Raw genomic sequence first — 19723 nt, 5'->3', positions numbered from 1 at the left:
CCTGGCTGCCGATCGCTTCTGATCCTTCGTATTATTAGGTCAGCCAGATAATTCTGGTTGGCCTATTTTCTTAGGTGCATTTATGGGGACTCGCGTTATGCCAGCCGGATTTCGAGCAGTTCATACTCGATCACGCCTACAGGCGCATCCACCTTGATGACGCTGCCGGCTTTTTTTCCGAGAAGCTCTTTGCCCAGGGGGCTTTCATACGAAATTTTATTCTGGGCCACATCGGCCTCGGCGGGGCTTACAATCCGGTATTCGACTTTTTCCGAGAACTCAACATCGTTCAGCACGACGACCGAGCCAATGGCGACGGAGGTGACGTCTAAACTGTCTGCATCAACGACACGGGCATACTTCAACATGTTCTCCACCTGCTTGATCCGAGTCTCCATAAAGGCCTGATCGTCCTTGGCGGAATGGTACTCGCTGTTCTCCTTGAGGTCGCCGTAGCTGATCGCTACTTTCAGTCGCTCTGCCAATTCCTTGCGTTTGACCGTTTTAAGTTCTCTAAGCTCTTCCTCCAGCTGGGCAAAGCCCTCCGGTGTCAGAATGATTTCATCTTCTTTATTAGCCATTATGATCACTACTCCCAATTTCTCGCTTTTAACTCTATTGTACCCTATATGAGGGCGTATGTGATAATGGGCATTCAATTCCGGCGTTTTCCGGGCAGATTGTCATGTGTCTTTTTTAGAAGCATATACATGGGGAGAGTAACATTTTGGGCTTATGCTCCGGTTCTGTTCCGGGGTTAGATTATGCCAAGAAGGAGGACATTTCCCGTGTTTGACCAGTCCCACGGCCTGCGGTTTGATATTTACGAACGCATTCACCTGCCTCAAGACCTTCCGGGGATCGCCGCACTGGAAGAGGTTGAGCTGCTGCCGGATATTCAGGTCATTCAGCGCGAGGACCGGGCGGAGCTGAACGGACAGCTGCTGCTGACGGGCCTTTATCGGAGCGAAGACGAGAGAACGAACCGTTTGGAGCATTCCATTCCGGTCGAAATTACAGTACCCCTAGCCCGGGTAAACTCGCTTGAAGAGATCGGGGTGGAAATCGAAAATTTCGATATCGACCTGCTGACGATGCGCAGCGTGAATATTACCGGTGTGCTGTCGCTGCGCGGAATCGGGGGGACGGAGCCGGTTCCCGCCTGGCAGCGTGAAGAGTTTACCGTTGCCTATTCCCCGGATGAAGAAGATAGAGGACATTCCTCAAAGACCGCGACTCCGGCAGAAGGAGGCGAAGAATTGTATGAAAATTCGCCTTGGACATTCGGAGAAGAAATAATAGATGAGGCTTCCCATGAAAGGGAGCAGACGGGAGCATTCAGTGGCGCTCATGCGTTACCGGGCATCATGCAGAGTGAAGACAGCGATGTATCGCCCATCTTGAATCTGGAGGAGAACCAGGATGCCGAGATTCATACGGAGAGCGGCCAGCCGTATACCGCAGTACAAGAGACGGAGCTTAGCGGCCAGCGGAAGACTGCGGATAACTGGAGCCATTTTGCCGCGAGCGGCACGTTTTCCGGCGGCGGCAGCCCGTTTCCCGGCGAACGGACGCCCGCTTCGGAAACGGCGGATATTGCGGCGGCAAACGGCGCAGAGAGTACGGATATTGCAGACCCTTCAGACGACGCCTCCCTTGAGTCCTTCGCCCAGATCGGCGGCACTCAGACGGAGGAACTACTTGCACAGGATACCGGCAGCCTATCGGAGCCTGTCCTTTCCCCGGAGGAAAAGCCCGATCTGAAGATCGCCCTTGGCAGCAAAAAGGACAGCGGCGGTCAGGCGAAAGAGCATCTTACCTTCTCTTCCCTGCTGCCCTCGGGCCGTACGCGCGTTGAACAGGAGGAAGCCTCGGAGGAAAAAGCGTCTTCCGCAGCATCGGCCATTCCGGCCGAATCCTCCGATGACACTGAATGGAAGAGCCGGTTCATGCGGGATACGGACGGCGAGGAAGCTTTCAGCAAGGTTCGTCTCTGCATAGTGCAGCGAGAGGAAACGCTGGATACGATCGCGGAGAAATATCAGCTCAGCGCCCGCGAGTTGGTTCTGTACAACCGGCTGTCCGGCCAGACAGTGGAGGAAGGGCAGGTACTTTATATTCCATAACGACTCGCAGCAGTGATTTATTTTTGGGTCGTACCAATATCACGTCTCCCAGGTGGGAGGCGTTATTTTTTTGTTGTATTATTTGTATTACGTTATATAATACAAATAATACTTATTAGCTGGAGGAATCGCATGATTATTACGCTGGATTTTAAGAGCGAGACGCCTATTTACGCACAGCTTCGCAATGCTGTGGTCGTGGCAATCGGCAGGGGCGATTTGAAAGACGGCGAGAAGCTGCCGACGATCCGGCAGCTGGCGGAGGAGCTCGGCATTAACGCGATGACGGTAAATAAAGCCTTTGCAATGCTGAAAAACGAAGGATTCATTACGATTGACCGCAGGCATGGAGCTGCGGTAACAAGGCCTGAGGGTGGAAACGCGGAGTACAGGGAGAAGCTGGAGCAGGAACTGACCCTCGTCATCAGCGAAGCGAGCCTGAAGGGAATTGGCCGCAAGGAGTTCTTGAACACCTGCGCGGATATTTTTGCCGCCCTCGCCGCTGGACAGCATCCGCTTGCGGAATAGAAAGGAGTCTGATGAAATGACAATGGTATGGATATTGATCCCCATATGCCTTATTTTCCTTCTAATTATGCAGCTAACCTACGGCGCGCGTTCGCGCATACCAGGGGGAATCATCATCTTCGGCGTCGGCATCCCGGAGCATGCCTCACAGGCAGAGGAACTGAAGAGCCTGCAGACTTCTTTCCGCCGAAGTAATACCTTTTTTATCGTCATCGGTGCGCTGGCTCTCCTGCCGCTGTTTGCGTTGAACCGTTATTTTTCACTGGTCTATTTGTACTGGTGGGTCTGGATGGGCATCGTACTATGGGCGGATACCGCTTGTTTGTGAAATATCACCGGGCCGCGGCCCGGATCAAGTGCGAGCACGATTGGAGCATGGGGGAACGGCGCGTCGTCCGGGCCGATACTACGCTTATTTTTCTGAAGAAGCAAATGTCCCTGTCCCCCATATGGTTTTTCGCCCCGTTTCTGCTCTCTCTGGCCGCTGTGTTCTGCGCGTGGCGTTCTTCAAGTGAATTTGGAATCATCCTGGGCATCCAGGCAGCCGGAATGACGTTGCTGTTCTTCCTTCTGTCTCTTGCGTTCCGGCGCATGCGGACCAAGGTGTACAGCGCTGACAGCGCCATAAATGAGGGGCTCAACCGGGCGCAGCGGAGATACTGGTCGGCGCTGTTCCTGGCAATGGCCATACTGGACGCCGCATTTGCCGCAGCAGCCGTGCTGACCGGACTAGAAACCTCGGCCCGCTTCGGCTCCGTTTGGCACACTTTTATCGCTATCCAAGTGGCGGCGCCCTTTGCCATCGCCTGGTACACGGATCGTAAAATGAATGAGTGGAGTAAACGGCTTCGTGAAGCGGACGGCCAGCCATTCTACACCGACGATGACGAATACTGGATTAACGGGATTAATTATTGCAACCCAAACGAACGGAGCACGCTGGTACCCAAGCGGACCGGGCTTGGACTTACACTCAATATGGCGACGCGCGGCGGCAAAGTCTTTATGGGCGCCACCCTTATATTAGTCGCCGTGATTATTGCAGGCCTTGCGATTTTTCTCGTGAGGGAAGACTGGATGGCGCCGACACTGACGGTGGATACGGATGGAAACGTGCGTGTACAAAGTCCAAGCTACGGTTATTCTTTTCCATTGGATCAAATCCGCGAGCTGCGGCTGGAGGACGAACTGCCGGATGGGACGCGGACGAATGGGGTCGCCACCGATAGTTATGCCAGAGGGCATTTCAGACTGGAGAGCTGGGGAAATACCCGGGCGTACATATTCAAGCATTCGCCCCCTTATATTGTCATCAGGCTTGCGGATGAATATATTGTGTTTAACGATAACAAAGCTTTGGATACCCGGCGGACGTTCGAAGAGCTGAAACGCAAAGTTCGGCATGCGCCATAAATATCCGTGGCTGCAATCTGGCTGTAATGGCGAAATGATTGATTTTACGATAGACTAAAATACAGGAGACGAAGAACGTCCCGATCCATTCACTCCAGAATGGGCCGGGGCGTTTTTCGTCATTTTATGGGGGAGATGATCAGTATGAATGTTGAGGAAGCCCACGCGGCGTTTACCTTGGCACCATTTGCGGAGCAGAACAGGAGAACGAAAAGGCCGCCTAGAGCGGGGGCACCGGGAGGCCGAGAAGTTATTTTGCTGCAACATATGGTGGCCGCTTCAAGGGAATTTCAATCATTTGCATCCGGAATACGAAGTTCTTGATTGGCGGGGGCTATCCTAATTTCTGCGATTTGGCCTGGATTACGCCTTTTGCGAGACTCATTATCGAAATCAAAGGTTTCGGCCCGCACGTAACGGGTATGGACAGAAAAAAATATTGCAACGAACTGAACCGGGAAACTTTTTTAGCTGCTATGGGTTTCCAGGTCATCTCTTTTGCCTATGACGACGTTGCTCATCATCCTGAACGAACCATCACGCTTCTGCGCATGGTGCTTAGCCGCTTTCAGCCGCAGTCTTCTCCGGTTAACTTGCACAGTGTGGCGGAACGGGAAATCATCCGCCATCGCCTGCATGCTCGCCCGTCCCCTTCGACCGATCGATGTGGAGACTCATCTAAGTATCAACCACCGTACAGCCGTTCGAATGCTGCAAGCGCTATGCGGGAAAGGATGGTTTACCGCCATGACCGGAGCGATGGGCAAACATGTGGTTCGGTACGAACTGCAGCGAGGCGCGATGAACCAAATTATGCAGAAAACCTGAAATTGTACATCTTTTGTCGGCCTTGGAATTTTCACTGAATAACATGCCTGCTAAAATACAGGTTCTGGCCCGTTCAAGCTCAAATGCAGTCGGCAGAGGCCTAAGTTCCTGCACAATAGCATGTTTTTCCACCTAACCACCGCTATTGATTCGAAAAAACCTGTACTTTAGCTGTTTTCAAGACGCCGAACCCAGCAGATACTTTCTGTCAAAATTCGTCAGCGATTGTCCTGATATGACCAGTCCCCGGTTGACTAGGCAGGACTCAAAATGTATTATGTAAAGTATTAAGCAATATTTATTCAAAGACTGGGAACGGGAAGAGTAGGCGGTCAGCCCTTCAGAGAGCGGAATGCAGCAGCTGTGAGCTTCCGTAGGATGCAGCCAGCCGAAGTCGCCCCGGAGTCGCCCGCTTGAGCTTCATGTGGCTGTTAAGGCCATGATGTTAGAGCGCGCCGGCCGCAGGCCGTTATTTCTGCGCAGAGTGTCGCGTTTGTCGGCCGGATTTTCGTTATGTGCCGGCTCCGCCGTTGTCGGGCGTAGGACGCGAAACAAAGGTGGTACCGCGAAAGAATGACCTTTCGTCCTTTGAGGGCGAAGGGTCTTTTTGTTTTTTTATTTTCGAAATATAAGGAGTACTAAGCGCAAATCATACGGAGGTAGAAAGCTATGGCAGAACATGATCAATTGACACCGGCGCAGCAGCCGGAATTGGAAGCTAACGGGGGCAGCCCGGCCGGCGGTGCAAAGACCGACATGCCGACCACTTATGACCCTAAAGCTGCGGAGCAGAAATGGTATCCTTACTGGATGGAGGGCGGATTTTTCCGCGCCGGACAGCGTCCGGAAGCGAAGCCGTACACCATTGTAATTCCGCCGCCGAACGTAACGGGGATGCTGCATATCGGGCATGCGCTCGACTTTACGCTGCAGGATATTCTCATCCGCACGAAGCGGATGCAGGGCTATGATACGCTGTGGCTGCCGGGAACGGACCATGCGGGGATCGCTACCCAAACCAAGGTGGAGCAGAAGCTGCGCGCGCAGAACATCTCCCGCTACGATCTCGGCCGTGAGAAGTTCCTGGAACAGGTATGGGCATGGAAAGACCAGTATGCGGCAACGATTCATGAGCAGTGGTCCAAAATGGGCCTGTCGCTCGATTACAGCCGCGAACGGTTCACGCTGGACGAGGGACTGTCCAAGGCGGTTCGCGAAGTATTCGTCAAGCTGTACGAGAAGGGCCTGATCTACCGGGGCAAGCGCATCATTAACTGGGACCCTGCAGCCCGTACGGCCCTGTCCGACATTGAAGTAGAGTATAAGGAAGTTAACGGCCATCTCTATCATCTGCGTTATCCGCTGAAGGACGGCAGCGGCTTCATTACCGTAGCGACCACGCGTCCGGAGACGATGCTTGGGGACACGGCGGTAGCGGTGCATCCGGAGGATGAGCGGTATAAGGACATGATTGGCAAGACGCTGATTCTTCCAATCATCGGCCGCGAGATTCCGGTCATTGCGGATGAGTATGTGGAAAAAGAGTTCGGCAGCGGCGCGGTTAAAATTACGCCAGCTCATGATCCGAACGACTTCGAGGTCGGCCAGCGCCACAACCTGCCGCAGATCGTTGTTATGGACGAGAGCGGCACGATGAACAGCGAAGCGGGGCCTTACCAGGGGCAGGACCGCAGCGAATGCCGCAAGAACATTACCGCCGACCTGAAAGAGCAGGGTGTGCTCATCTCCATTGAGGACCATGTTCATCAGGTGGGCCATAGCGAGCGCTCCGGGGCCGTGGTTGAGCCCTATCTGTCGACGCAGTGGTTCGTCGCGATGCAGCCGCTCGCCGAAGCGGCGATCCAGGCGCAAAAAGACGGCACCGGCGTTAACTTCGTGCCTGACCGGTTCGAGAAGATCTATCTGCACTGGATTGAAAATGTGCGCGACTGGTGCATTTCCCGCCAATTGTGGTGGGGCCACCGCATTCCGGCTTGGTATTCCGAATCCACCGGCGAGATGGTAGTCGCCCGCGACGAAGAGGAAGCGCGCCAAATCAGCGGCCTGAGCGATCTGAAGCAGGACGAGGATGTGCTGGATACGTGGTTCAGCTCCGGCCTGTGGCCGTTCTCGACCCTTGGCTGGCCGGATGACAGCGAAGATATGAAACGCTATTATCCAACCGATGTGCTTGTAACGGGCTACGACATCATCTATTTCTGGGTGGCGCGGATGATCTTCACGGCCCTAGAGTTCACCGGCGAGAAGCCGTTCTCGGATGTGCTGATTCACGGCCTTGTCCGCGACGCGGAAGGACGCAAAATGTCCAAATCGCTCGGCAACGGCGTAGATCCGCTCGAAGTTATCGAGAAGTACGGCGCCGACGCCATGCGCTATATGATATCCACGGGCAGCACCCCGGGACAGGACCTGCGTTTCCGCTGGGAGAAGGTCGAACAGGCGCGTAATTTTGCGAACAAGATCTGGAACGCCTCGCGCTTTGCGCTCATGAATCTGGAGGGCGTGTCCTTTGAAGATATTGATATTTCCGGCAAGCTCGGCACCGCCGACCGCTGGATTTTGCATCGCCTGAACGAAACTTCCCGTGATATTTCGCGTCTCATTAATGCATACGATTTTGGCGAGACCGGACGTCTCTTGTACAACTTCATTTGGGATGATCTCTGCGACTGGTATATCGAGTTCGCGAAGCTGTCGCTTTACGGCTCGGACGAGGCTGCCAAACGCAGCACGCAATCCGTACTGGCTTATGTGCTCGACCGCACGATGCGCCTGATTCACCCGTTCATGCCGTATATCTCGGAGGAGATCTGGCAGCATCTGCCGCATCAAGGCGAGACGATTACGCTGGCCGCATGGCCGGAATACGACGCCGCACTTGAGAATCCGGATGCGGTGGCGGAAATGAACCTGTTGATGGACATGATCCGCGCTGTTCGGAATATCCGGGCTGAAGTGAATGTGCCAATGAGCAAAAAAGTAGAGCTGATCGTCAAGGCGGGCAATCAGGAGACGCTGGCCATCATTGAGCGGAACAACGCCTACATCAGCCGTTTTGCCAATACATCCTCTTTCGAGGCGGGCCTGAATCCGGAGGCTCCGGAGAAGGTGATGTCCGCCGTGGTTACGGGCGCCGAATTGCTGCTTCCGCTGTCTGGCTTGATTGATATTGAGCAGGAAATCGCCCGTCTTCAAAAAGAGGTGCAGACCCTGAACAGCGAAGTGGAGCGCGTGGATAAAAAGCTCGGCAACCCGGGCTTCGTAGCCAAGGCGCCGGCAAAAGTCATCGAAGAGGAACGGGCCAAGCAGGCCGACTACTCGGCCAAACGCGAGAAAGTGCTGGCCCGTATCGCGGAGCTGAGAGGATAACAGATATGGAACAGATTAACGGGGCCGGCGCAGCCGCCCCTTTACACACATATAGCGATGCGGTTGACTGGATCAACAGCCTCATTCCGTTTGGCATCCGTCCGGGACTTGAGCGGATCGAGCGGATGATGGAGATACTGGGGCAACCCCACCGCCGGCTGAAATTTATTCATGTAGCGGGGACGAATGGCAAGGGCTCGACCTGCGCTTTCCTCACTTCGGTACTAAGGCAAAGCGGATATTCCGTCGGGACGTTTACTTCGCCGTATATCACGAAGTTCACGAACCGGTTTCAGTATAACGGCGAGGACATTCCCGAAGAAACGCTGACGGTGCTAGCGAATCGCCTGCATCCGCTGGTGGAGGAAATTGCGGCAACGCCGCTCGGTTCCCCCACGATGTTCGAAGTAGCGACGGCGCTTGCCATTCTATACTATGCGGAAGTCTGCTTCCCCGATGTGGTCGTATGGGAGACAGGGCTGGGGGGAAGGATGGATGTAACGAACATCGTTACTCCGGTCGTCTCGGTCATTACGAATGTAGGCTATGACCACACCGATGTTCTAGGCGACACGCTGGAGAAAATCGCCTTCGAGAAAGCGGGCATCATCAAGCCCGGCGTTCCCGTCATCAGCTGCGTCTCCCAGCCGGAAGCCGTCTCTGTGCTTAAAGATAAGGCCTCGTCCTGCAAGGCGACTCTCTATCTGGCCGGAGAGCAATTTGCGTATGAGAGCAGAGGAATCGAAGAAGGCGTACAGACCTTTACTTTTAAAGGCCCTTTCCGCTCACTGGATATCGCTATTGCGATGAAAGGAGAGCATCAGCTCGCCAATGCGTCCGGCGCCATGATGGCTCTGGAAGTGCTGCGTCAATACATGGCGTTCATTCTTAGCGACGAGGATGTGCTCGCCGGATTTCGCCATACATTCTGGGCCGGAAGGCTGGAAGAAATCCCGGGAAGCCCGCGGATTGTTCTTGACGGCGCGCATAACCCCGAGGGAGCGGAAAGTCTGGCGGCGAGCCTTCCGAAGTTCTATCAATACCAGAAATTAAATTTACTAATGGGTATGCTGTCGAACAAGCATCATGAATCCTACTTCAAGCATATACTTCCTATAGTGGATACGCTTATCCTAACCGAACCGGATTTCCGGAAGAAAATGGACGCGGAACACCTTCAGCTCATTGCGGAGAGTCTGCGGAAGAATTATGCCAGGGAGCATTTGCAAATCATTGTAGAGCATGATTGGGGCAAAGCGCTGCAGCTTCTGAAGTCGATTACGGGCGGCGACGATTTGGCGGTTGTGTCCGGTACGCTGTATTTGATCGCAGATGTGCGGAGCGCACTTTTGAGGCAACCCGATTCTGAAAAAGGCTGGTGACAAACTGTTGGATACTACGGAACGAGTTCATTTTATAGGAATCGGCGGTTACGGGATGAGCGCTATTGCCCGTGTCATGTTGGAAATGGGGTATACGGTAACGGGCTCTGATGTAGCCGCTCAGGAACTGACGGAAAAATTGATTGCCAAAGGCGCAAAGGTATATATCGGCCATACGGCGGAGCAGGTGAAGGGCGCTGATCTGGTCGTCTACTCCACGGCATTGTCGAAGGATAATGTGGAGCGGGTGGAAGCGGAGCGGCTGAATATTCCGATTCTGCACCGGTCGCAGATGCTGGGCCGGCTGCTCAACCAGCGCAAGGGCGTCGCCGTCGCTGGAGCTCACGGCAAGACGACGACCTCTTCAATGATTGCCCTCGTTATGGAAGAGTGCGGGGTTGACCCTACTTATATTATCGGCGGGGAAATTATGAATGTCGGCACGAACGCCAAGGCGGGCCAAGGGGAGTTCGTTGTGGCCGAAGCGGACGAGAGTGACGGCTCCTTCCTTCAATATCATCCGTGGCTTGCAATCGTTACGAATATCGAAGCTGATCATCTGGAGAATTACGGCGGCGATTTCGAGCGTCTGAAGAGCGCCTACATGCAGTTCATGAACCAGCTGCGCGAGGACGGTACGGCAATTGTATGCGCGGATGACGAGACGGTTGTCTCGCTGCTGCCCCGGGTCAAGGCTGATGTGACGACCTACGGCATTCGCTCGGAGACGGCGGACTATACCGCGACGGATATTGCGCTCGGCGACCGCCAGGTATCGTTTACGATGAAGCATCAAGGAGAGGTTCTGGGAAGAATCGAGCTGTCGGTTCCCGGCCAGCATAATCTCTACAACGCGATGGCCACGGTTATAGCTTGTCTGAAAGCAGGCATTCCGTTCGCGGCCATTGCATCGGCTATCGTGAAATTCCACGGGGCCAAACGGCGTTTCCAGGTGCTCGGGGAAGCTGACGACATTCTGATCATCGATGATTATGCCCACCATCCGACGGAGATCCAGGCGACGATCAGCGCGGCCAAAACGACAGGCAAACGGATTATCGCGGTCTTCCAGCCGCAGCGTTATACACGCACCTTTTTCCTGCTTGACGCATTCAGCCGCGCTTTCGGCGAGGCCGACGAGGTGATCATTACGGACATTTACTCTCCGGCGGGCGAGAAGCAAATCGAGGGCGTGACTTCCGCCAAGCTGGTGGAACTGATCAGACAGAACAGCAACTCCGGAGCACGCTATCTGCCGACCAAGGAAGATGTTCTTGAAGATCTTCGGGATCGGCTTACGCCTGGCGATCTTGTAATCACCATGGGTGCGGGAGATATCTACAAGGTCGGCTATGCGCTTGCGGATAACCTGCGAAAGCGCGGGGCCTCGAAATAAAGCGGAGTTGTCTGCACATCATGCCGCCGCATTTTAAACGGTTATACGATGGTAATGTAGAGCTATAGGCGCATTCTCTTCACGATTCTGGAAGGGATGCGTCTTTTTTCACAAAATTATTATGTTATCTCCTATAATTCGACAGAACTCAATCATTGTGTTGTGCTACTATTTTACTAGTATGATTTTTGAAATCATTGCAGCTATCCTGTGCTAAACCATCAGTAACCGGAATGGACGAAACGATCTTGGGCATATATTGGTGGTGAATGTGTGGATTATCAGCTAGACATACAAACGTTGTTAATAACGCTTATACTCGGAAATGTGTTTATGGTGCTGCTCTTTACCGCATATCGTTACCGTTCCTCCCGCGATATAGCAAGCTCTTTGTTTATTATTTCAAAGTGGCTGCAGTCCGCCTGCTGGCTGGTGGTGATGATACGGTTCAGCCTTTCCGGGCCGCAGGTTGTTCTGCTGAGCAATGTGCTGATGCTTGGAGGCGGAGGCCTTGAGGTTGTCGCCCTGCTGCTGATGGCGGGAGCATTCGACGACAAGGCGAAACGTTACTATGCCGTCGTCACGCTACTAAGCGTATTGAGCTATGGGCTCATTTATTTTCTTTATCATTCGGACAACCTCCGCATCGCTTCGGCTTCCTTGGGGGCAGTACTGTTTATTGCTTTCCCGGCTTACCGCTTTATAGCGAATAAGGGAGGTTCGCTGCTTCAGACGGTTATGGGATTGATTTATGCTGCGGTGGCATCCATCATGCTCGTCCGGGCTTTCGCCGCGCTTTTCTCGGGACGAGAAATGGATATATTCTCGCCAGGGCTTATCCAGCAGTTCTACTATATCGGTATTTTTTTGTCTATGATTCTGGGGATGGCGGGTTTTGTTCTGCTCTCAAGGGAACGGTCGTATGAAGCGCTCCAAAGGATGGCGAATATTGATGAGCTGACCGGAATCCTAAACCGCAGGGCATTTATTGATAAGGCTCAGCTTGCCGCCGCAGCCGCAGCCGAGCGGGGAGAGCCGATATCCTTTCTCTTACTCGACATTGATCATTTCAAGCAGGTTAATGATAATTACGGGCATGTCACCGGCGACTGGGCTCTTCAGAATTTCGCCTCTACTGTTGAGTTTTACTTAGGCCGGGATGACTTGTTCGGCAGGTACGGAGGTGAAGAATTCGCCATTCTGCTTCCAGGTGCGGGCGAGGAGGAGAGCGACCGGAAAGCGGAGCAGTTCAGATCAGCGATTATGAGTTCACGGATTGAAGGCCATCCCCTTCAATATACGGTCAGCATCGGAGTTATTACTGTCATCCCGGACAAGAGCACACAGCTGGATCAGCTGTACAAGCTCAGCGACGCGGCGCTCTACAAAGCGAAGCAGGGCGGAAGAAACCGGGTGGTGCGAAGCCGCTGGCCGGAAGAGCCGGAGCCCGGCTGACTCTGCTGTTCGTCCTAACTTTTTGCCCCCGTTTGCTGTCAGGCAGGCGAGGGGCTTTTTTGACATGCATTGAATAACCGCAACTTATACCCGATATAATCAACAACTATTTAACAACCTCCATTTCACGGCTCTATAATAAGACCATAATATAATTCCTAGTTAACTCATTGGATTATATATTGATGAATGGGGTGGAGACATGGCACAGAACAACGGCAAAGCCAAAAAAGTGATGCTGCTCGGGCTCGACGGCGCGGACCCGACGCTCGTTGCGCGGTACATTGCACAGGGCAAGCTGCCCAATTTCAAGAAAGCGTTGAATCTTGGGGTATCGACAGAGGACCTCAGCATGCAAAGCGTGCTCCCGGCAATTACCCCGCCCAATTGGGCGTCGATCGCTACGGGCGCTTATCCGAACACGCACGGCATCACCTGCTTTTGGAACCATACGCTCGGCAATGAACTGGATGTACTTGATTACGGTTTCGATTCCAGCCTGCTGAAGGCCGAAACGATTTGGGAGGCTTATGCGAGAGCGGGGAAGAAGAGCATTATTTTCAATTATCCGACCTCCTGGCCGCCTCAGGTGAAAGACGCGATCTACGTTGACGGCACAAGCATTTATACCAATCTTCGCGGATATATCGATTACGAGAAATTATATGAAGGGGAAGCCGGGGATTTTGAACTGATCGAGATTCCGCATACCGTGGACAATACCGGAGCCAACTGCCGCTTCGAGGGCGAGGAGACGACGCAAAAAGCGGAGATCAGCAAGGACACCTATGAAGGCTTTGGCTACACCCAGCCGGGACTGGTAACAACGACTCAGGACGGCGAACTCTCCGCCGATATCCCGACAGCCGATCAGATCAAGACACCGATTAAGCCGGCATCCGGCTGGAAGCACGCCCCGGAGGGCGCACTTGAGTTTATCGTTCCGGTGAACGGCGGAGCGGAGCGGCGCTGGGGATTGCTTGCGGCGGACGATGGAGCAACATATAACCGTATTGCCATTTACTCGTCCAAAGAAAGTGAAGCCCCTCTCGGCGAAGCGGCAGCCGGTGAATGGAGCGATTGGATTTACGACCGATATACCATAAACGGCGAAGCTGTTGACGTAGCTTATAAAATCCGTGTGCTGGAGCTAGACCCTACTGGCGAGAGATTTACGTTCTATTCCTCCTATGTGCTCGATCTGAAGACCGGAAAATACTTTTACCCGCAGAGCATCGGCGAGGAACTGTACACCAAAGTCGGTCCGATGCTCCAGCCTTCCAATTACAGCCGGTTGAACCCGCAGGCCGACGGCGTGCTGCTTGAGTCGATCGAGGAAATGTACCGCTGGCATGAGGAAGCCATCAATTACCTGCTGGACAACAAAGAGTGGGATTTGTTCTATACCCATATGCACGGCATCGACATGTTCATGCATTTCTATCTCGATCATACGCTGGAAGCCGCCTCGCCCGAGTATGAACGCTACCAGGAAATCGTCTATAAAATCTATGAAATCACCGACCATTTTATCGGGGCGTTGCTCCATCGGCTGGATGGCGAAACGGCGATATTCATCGTATCCGATCACGGCGGTGTAGCCAAGAACCCGGAAACCGAGCATCCGCTGATCGGCGATATGTGGGGAATCAATGTCGGCATTCTCGGACAACTGGGTTATACGAAGATCAAGGAGGACGCTTTCGGCGCCAAAGAAATCGACTGGAGCCGCACCACGGCCGTCGCCCAGCGCGCAACCTTCATATATTTGAATGTAAAAGGCAGAGACCCTCAAGGAATTGTCGACCCGGCCGATTATGACAAGACGGTGGAGAAAATTATCGATGATCTGTACAGCTACCGCGATCCGAAGACGGGTAGAAGAGTGATCAGCTTTGCGCTTAATCGGAGCGATATGGAGGTGGTCGGCCTTGGCGGAGAGAACAGCGGCGATATCTTTTACATTCTGGAGCCCGACTTTACCCGCTGCCACGGCAATGGCCTCAGCAACCACACTTTATCGGGATATTCCATGAAGGCGCTGTTTATCGCACTCGGGGCAGGCGTGAAAGCCGGCGAGACGATTGACCGCAAAGTCAAGGTGGTGGACCTTGTGCCGACCATCTGCGAATTGACCGAAACGCCGGTACCGCGGAATGTGGAAGGCGGGGTAATCTATCAAATTTTGAGCGGGGACGGCAGTCCATCGCCGCATCGGGAAAATGAAGCCAAGCAGCCTGTTCCTGCCGGATTAGGCGGATTGTTCTAATCATCGTCGAAAAAAACAGCCGACCGTTTCACAAAACGCGGCGCTTCTTCTCTATATCTTTATCCTAGTATTCACATTGGATTTATAATATACTATGGATTACTAAAGGGCAAAGAGGGAGAAACGCATGCGTGTGGAACAGCTTTATCATATCGTAGCGATTGCGCAGACGGGTTCGATTTCACTTGCCGCCGAACGTTCCTACATTTCGCAGCCTGCGCTGAGCTCCTCGGTATCCAAGCTGGAGATGGAGCTCGGAATTACGCTCTTCAAGCGCACCAATCAGGGAGTGCATCCCACGGAAATTGGAGAAGCGATTATCAAGAAGGCGATGGAAGCGATCGGCCTGCTGGAAGATATACGCTCCATCGCCGAGGAAAGCACACAAACGCTGACCGGCAGCATTCATTTGGCGGTAGAGCCGTTTATTAGCAACTCGATTATGGTCAATACGTTGACCACCTTCAAAAACAGGCACCCCAATGTCAATGTTCTGATGAAGGTGGGAGAATCCAATAACAATCTGCGCGACATCGCGGCGGGCAAGGCCGACTTCGGGGTGCTTATGAAAACCTGCGAGCATCCGGAAGAAAAGGATCTGTGCATCAAAGAGCTGTTCGGGGATCAACTGGTGTTGATGGTCAGCCGCAAGTCTTCTTTGGCGGAGCGTTCCTCGGTGACGCTTGCGGAGGCGATGGCCCAGCCGCTTGTGCTGTACAATACCGAATTCGCCACCGATTGCGGCGTATCGGAACTTTTGAGAAAGTATGGCACCTTCCATGCGGCTTACCGGCTCGACAGCTTCCCTATGCTTGAAAAAGTCATTTCCCTGAATGAATGCTCCGCGTTCGTTCCAAAATTCATGAGCGAATACTTTGTCAGCCGGGAGAGCATTGTGCCGCTGGACATATCCGACACACGGCTGGATATTTCCATCGTTCTGGCCTGGAGCAAACGGCATCATCTGTCGCTGATCGAAAAAGAGATGATGGGGACGATTCAATCGTTCTGTTCAATGTTCCATTTTCCGGTTAAAGGAGCAGAACTTAAATGAAACAAACGCTGCAATGTCCCGATAGCTCGATTGGAAACAAGGCGGCCTGGATGGTTGTGATTGCCGGAGGGCTGATGGATGTGGTCTGGGCGGTTCTGCTGCAATTTTCGGAAGGATTAACCGTACTTTGGCCGAGCGTGTTCGCATTGGCCGCCGTAACGGTCAGCTATTTTTTGTATGTATTGTCGTTAAAGCTTCTGCCAGCCGGAACGGCCTATACAGTATTTACCGGGATCGGAACGGCCGGGACAGGGCTGATCGGCATTCTATTCCTTGGCGAGCCTGCCGGCGGCTGGAGAATTTTTTTCATCGGTATACTGCTCTTAGGAATCGTAGGACTGAAGCTTGCGTCCGGATGCGAAACCGTTCAACCAAAGGGCGGTGAACTGATCTGATCGCCTGGATTTGGCTGCTGCTTGCCGGAGCGGGCGAGGTGATCAGCGTTCCGCTCCTTAAGGAATGGCAAGGACAGAGAAAGCCGGGATGGGCCGCGGCCGCAATTGGCGCTCTGGCGCTAAGCTTCTACGCGCTTTCACAGTCGCTGTCTTCCATCCCGGTTGGAACGGCTTATGCGGTATGGACCGGAATCGGCTCCGTGGGAGCCATTTCATCAGGCATTCTCCTGTATGGAGAATCCGTAAATCCGCTGAAGCTGGCATGCATGGTTTTGATCGTCGTGGGAATGGTCGGGCTCAAGCTGACCTCGTAACAATAATGATATCTTCAAGCCTACCGGACAACTGGAGGCCTTCCGCTTATATCGGTTTCAGACTGCAAGTCTGCGGCGAGAGAGGAAGGCCTTTCCTCATGTTGGGGCCGGAATGGGGAAAGGAACGCAAGATAATGCAGGCAAAGATACGGGAAACCGGGACAACAGAACGAAGAAGCGGCAAACCGGACCGGCCGGTCCATCCATTTTTCACAGGAAAGTGGCTGTACCGCTGTATTTCCGTCGGATCACTGCTGACCGCAGCACTGATCTGGGCGCTGGCAAGCGGCCGCGGCTGGGTGAATCCCCTGTTTCTCCCTTCTCCGCATACGGTCTGGGCCGCCTTCACGGATATCCTACATGAGGGGTACAAAGGGGTGAGTTTGCTGAGCCATATCGGGGCAAGCATGCGGAGACTGTTTCTGGCTCTTGCCGCCGCTTTCGCAACCGCAGTGCCGCTGGGCATTTTATGCGGCCGCTACCGCTGGCTTCGGGCGATCTTTGACCCGTTTATCGAATTTTACCGTCCGCTCCCGCCTCTCGCCTATTACACGCTGCTGATTCTCTGGTTCGGCATTACCGATCTGTCCAAAGTCATACTGCTGTTCCTGGGAGCGTTCGCGCCGTTGTTTATTACTTCCGTATTCAGCGTTCAGCGTCTGGGCGGCGAAGTGATCAACGGGGCCAAATCGCTTGGCGCAAAGGGCTGGAAGCTCTATGTCTTTGTCATCTTCCCGTCCATCCTTCCCGAGCTTCTGACCGGACTGCGTACCGCCGTCGGCGTCAGCTACGCCACGCTGGTAGCCGCCGAGATGGTGGCCGCCGTGTCCGGCGTCGGCTGGATGGTTCTGGACGCCAGCAAATTTCTGAGAAGCGATATTATGTATCTGGGCATTATTATCATGGCGCTGATCGCAATCGTAATCGATCTGTGCATCCGCGGTCTGATCCGGCGTGTGTCGCCATGGATCGAGCAATAAAAAAGTTTACGTAGTTGATGTACTAGACGTACTAAAGGGAGAGAAAACAGGAAATGAAACAGCCTTATAAGTTTAAATGGATCTTCGCACTCAGTCTAATAGCCATGCTGCTCCTATTATCGGCCTGCGGGAACAATAGCGGAACGGCAGGCGGCAATACTGCGGGGGATGCAGCCGCAAACGCTGCCGCCCCTTCCCCGGAAAATTCGGCCGGGCCATCGGCGGCAGCTTCGTCGGACACGGCGGGCGCGTCAACAGTAGAACTGCCCAAAGAAGTCCGAATCGGTTACCAGGTGTCACCAAACGGTGAGCTTCTGGCCAAAGCGCTCGGTCTGCTCGAGAAGAAATATCCCGACATTAAAATATCCTGGCTGAAATTCGATTCCGGGCGTGATGTCAATGTGGCGGCCGCCAGCGGCGGCATCGACTTCGGACTGGTCGGCACTCCTCCCGGATCTTCGGGCATTGCTCAAGGACTTCCATACCAGATCTATTACATTCATGACGTTATCGGCAAGAGTGAAGCGCTGGTCGTCAAGAAGGATTCCGGCATCAAGTCGCTTCAGGATCTGAAAGGCCATAAAATCGCGACCACCTTCGGCTCCACTTCCCATTTCAGCCTTCTGTCCGCGCTGAAGCAGGAAAACATCGACCCGTCCACGATTACCATCCTCGATATGCAGGCACCCGATATTGTCGCCGCATGGCAAAGGGGAGACATTGACGGCGCTTATACCTGGCAGCCGAGCCAGACAAAGCTTACCGAGGACGGCGGCGAAGTGATTATCAGCTCCGCCGAAGTTGCGGCCAAGGGCGGCATAACCGGAGAGTTCGGCGTTGTCCTCAAGGATTTTGTCGACAAGTATCCGGATTTCGTCAAAGGATATATCTCCGTGCTGGATGAAGCGGTGAAAACCTACCGCGAACATCCGCAGGAATCGGCGCAGGCGCTGTCCAAGGAACTGGGATTAACGCCGGAAGCCACTCTCCAGGCGATGAATGAAATCATCGTGCTTGACGCTTCCCAGCAGACCTCGCCGGAATATATGGGGACACCGGACAAGCCGGGAGCATTCGGACAACTGCTGAAAGACACCGGGGATTTTCTGGTGGAGCAGAAATCGATTACGGCTTCGCCGGATTTATCCGTGTATCAGCATGCGCTGCGAAACGACCTTTATCCGGTCAACTAATCCAAGCTCGTCGGGACAGTTATTTTAGCGGAAGGAAGGAGAGGCACTATGATCTTGGAGGAGCGGCTTGGCGGCCAGGAGATATTGAACGCAGGAGTTTACGGGGAAAATGCACAAACATCGGAGGGCGCAACCGCCGCCCGGGATGCATCCTCGGATACAGAGGCCTTGACTGACCGGGGGAACGGTATTGTGCTTGAGGGAATCGGGCTGTCCTACCGCAACGGAAAGGTCCTCAAGCAGGCGCTTGACGACATCAATATGAAGCTTGAACCGGGCGAGCTTGTGGTGGTGCTGGGTCCCTCCGGGTGCGGCAAAACCTCGCTGCTGAACATCATCGCCGGATATCTGCGGCCCACCAGGGGGACGATCACCATCAACGGACAGCGCCATACCGCTCCCGATTCCGATGTGGGCGTCGTCTTTCAGCAGGCGAATTTGTTTCCTTGGCTGTCGCTTGCCCGGAATATCGAATTCGGGCTGCGGATGAAGGGCATGCCCAAGGCCCGGCGCAAGGAACGGGTGGCGTTCTTTCTGGATATGATGGGCCTGGCCTCTTCGGCGGGTCTGCTGCCGCATCAATTGTCGGGGGGCATGAAGCAGCGGGCCGCCATTGCCCGTACGCTCGCGACCGAGCCGGAAATCGTCCTGCTGGACGAACCCTTCAGCGCGCTCGACGCCCTAACCCGGGAGAACATGCAGGCGCATTTGCGCCAGATTTGGAGCCGGACGGGGAAATGCATGTTTTTCATCACCCACGATGTGGACGAAGCGCTGCTTCTGGCCAGCCGCCTTGTCGTTATGCATCCCGGACCGGGCCGGATTGTGGAGGATTTCACCAATCCGCTGACAACCGGAGACACACAGCGTCCATTCAGCGAGATCCGGGCCAGCCAGGAATATGCCGTATTGCGGGAGTTTTTGGTCTCGCGAATCGGCGGATATTAGGCGTTCAACGTTCACAAGAAGAACCAAATTGGAGGACTCCTATCTTCCTGAT

17 protein-coding genes are annotated in these 19723 nt (G+C 53.9%); 16 read left to right on the top strand and 1 reads right to left on the bottom strand.

Annotated features, from left to right (window positions below):
- Positions 1-95: 95 nt before the first annotated feature.
- Positions 96-581 (bottom strand): transcription elongation factor GreA, encoded by a 486-nt coding sequence (gene greA / locus KP014_RS24980; protein ID WP_036592131.1) that lies wholly within the window; start codon positions 579-581, stop codon positions 96-98.
- Between the two features lie 207 nt (positions 582-788).
- Between greA and KP014_RS24975 the strand changes: the two genes are divergently transcribed.
- From KP014_RS24975 to KP014_RS24900, 16 genes are all read left to right on the top strand, one after another.
- Complete coding sequence (locus KP014_RS24975; RefSeq protein ID WP_036592130.1) at positions 789-2126, top strand: LysM peptidoglycan-binding domain-containing protein; 1338 nt, start codon at positions 789-791, stop codon at positions 2124-2126.
- A 132-nt stretch (positions 2127-2258) separates the two neighbouring features.
- Positions 2259-2654, top strand: coding sequence for a GntR family transcriptional regulator (locus KP014_RS24970; protein ID WP_036592129.1), 396 nt, complete (start codon positions 2259-2261; stop codon positions 2652-2654).
- A 16-nt stretch (positions 2655-2670) separates the two neighbouring features.
- A complete protein-coding gene (locus KP014_RS24965; RefSeq protein WP_036592128.1) occupies positions 2671-2982 on the top strand; it encodes a hypothetical protein in 312 nt (103 codons plus the stop codon).
- The gene (locus KP014_RS24960) at positions 2958-4067 is read left to right on the top strand and encodes a hypothetical protein (RefSeq protein ID WP_036592127.1); all 1110 of its coding nucleotides are present in this window, start codon (positions 2958-2960) and stop codon (positions 4065-4067) included. The genes KP014_RS24965 and KP014_RS24960 overlap by 25 nt, the downstream gene beginning before the upstream one ends.
- A 353-nt stretch (positions 4068-4420) precedes the next feature.
- A complete protein-coding gene (locus tag KP014_RS24955) occupies positions 4421-4933 on the top strand; it encodes a hypothetical protein (protein ID WP_343223021.1) in 513 nt (170 codons plus the stop codon).
- A 718-nt stretch (positions 4934-5651) separates the two neighbouring features.
- Entirely contained in the window at positions 5652-8285 is a 2634-nt protein-coding gene (locus KP014_RS24950; protein WP_036603813.1) for a valine--tRNA ligase, read from the top strand.
- A gap of 5 nt (positions 8286-8290) precedes the next feature.
- Positions 8291-9667, top strand: a complete 1377-nt coding sequence (locus tag KP014_RS24945) for a bifunctional folylpolyglutamate synthase/dihydrofolate synthase (RefSeq protein WP_036603804.1) — start codon at positions 8291-8293, stop codon at positions 9665-9667.
- 7 nt (positions 9668-9674) lie between these two features.
- Positions 9675-11063 (top strand): UDP-N-acetylmuramate--L-alanine ligase, encoded by a 1389-nt coding sequence (gene murC / locus KP014_RS24940; RefSeq protein ID WP_036603800.1) that lies wholly within the window; start codon positions 9675-9677, stop codon positions 11061-11063.
- A 273-nt stretch (positions 11064-11336) separates the two neighbouring features.
- On the top strand, positions 11337-12518 hold the full coding sequence (locus KP014_RS24935) for a GGDEF domain-containing protein (RefSeq protein ID WP_036603798.1): 1182 nt from the start codon (positions 11337-11339) through the stop codon (positions 12516-12518).
- A gap of 202 nt (positions 12519-12720) precedes the next feature.
- Entirely contained in the window at positions 12721-14787 is a 2067-nt protein-coding gene (locus KP014_RS24930; RefSeq protein WP_090834307.1) for an alkaline phosphatase family protein, read from the top strand.
- Between the two features lie 127 nt (positions 14788-14914).
- Positions 14915-15841 carry a LysR family transcriptional regulator gene (locus KP014_RS24925; protein WP_036603796.1) on the top strand — a complete coding sequence of 309 codons (927 nt, stop codon included), beginning with the start codon at positions 14915-14917 and terminating at the stop codon, positions 15839-15841.
- Positions 15838-16236 (top strand): DMT family transporter, encoded by a 399-nt coding sequence (locus tag KP014_RS24920; protein WP_051500621.1) that lies wholly within the window; start codon positions 15838-15840, stop codon positions 16234-16236. Before KP014_RS24925 ends, KP014_RS24920 begins: the two co-directional genes overlap by 4 nt.
- Positions 16233-16550, top strand: coding sequence for an SMR family transporter (locus KP014_RS24915; protein ID WP_051500620.1), 318 nt, complete (start codon positions 16233-16235; stop codon positions 16548-16550). The genes KP014_RS24920 and KP014_RS24915 overlap by 4 nt, the downstream gene beginning before the upstream one ends.
- Positions 16551-16684: 134 nt before the next feature.
- A complete protein-coding gene (locus tag KP014_RS24910; protein WP_090834321.1) occupies positions 16685-17530 on the top strand; it encodes an ABC transporter permease in 846 nt (281 codons plus the stop codon).
- A 53-nt stretch (positions 17531-17583) separates the two neighbouring features.
- The gene (locus tag KP014_RS24905) at positions 17584-18723 is read left to right on the top strand and encodes a taurine ABC transporter substrate-binding protein (protein ID WP_246590579.1); all 1140 of its coding nucleotides are present in this window, start codon (positions 17584-17586) and stop codon (positions 18721-18723) included.
- 48 nt (positions 18724-18771) lie between these two features.
- On the top strand, positions 18772-19671 hold the full coding sequence (locus tag KP014_RS24900; protein WP_090834308.1) for an ABC transporter ATP-binding protein: 900 nt from the start codon (positions 18772-18774) through the stop codon (positions 19669-19671).
- Positions 19672-19723: the final 52 nt, after the last annotated feature.

Origin of the sequence: Paenibacillus sophorae (assembly GCF_018966525.1) — a bacterium.
Lineage (GTDB): Bacteria > Bacillota > Bacilli > Paenibacillales > Paenibacillaceae > Paenibacillus_AQ > Paenibacillus_AQ sophorae.
The sequence above is the reverse complement of the archived record's forward strand: the minus strand, read 5'-3'. Positions and strand labels throughout refer to the sequence as shown.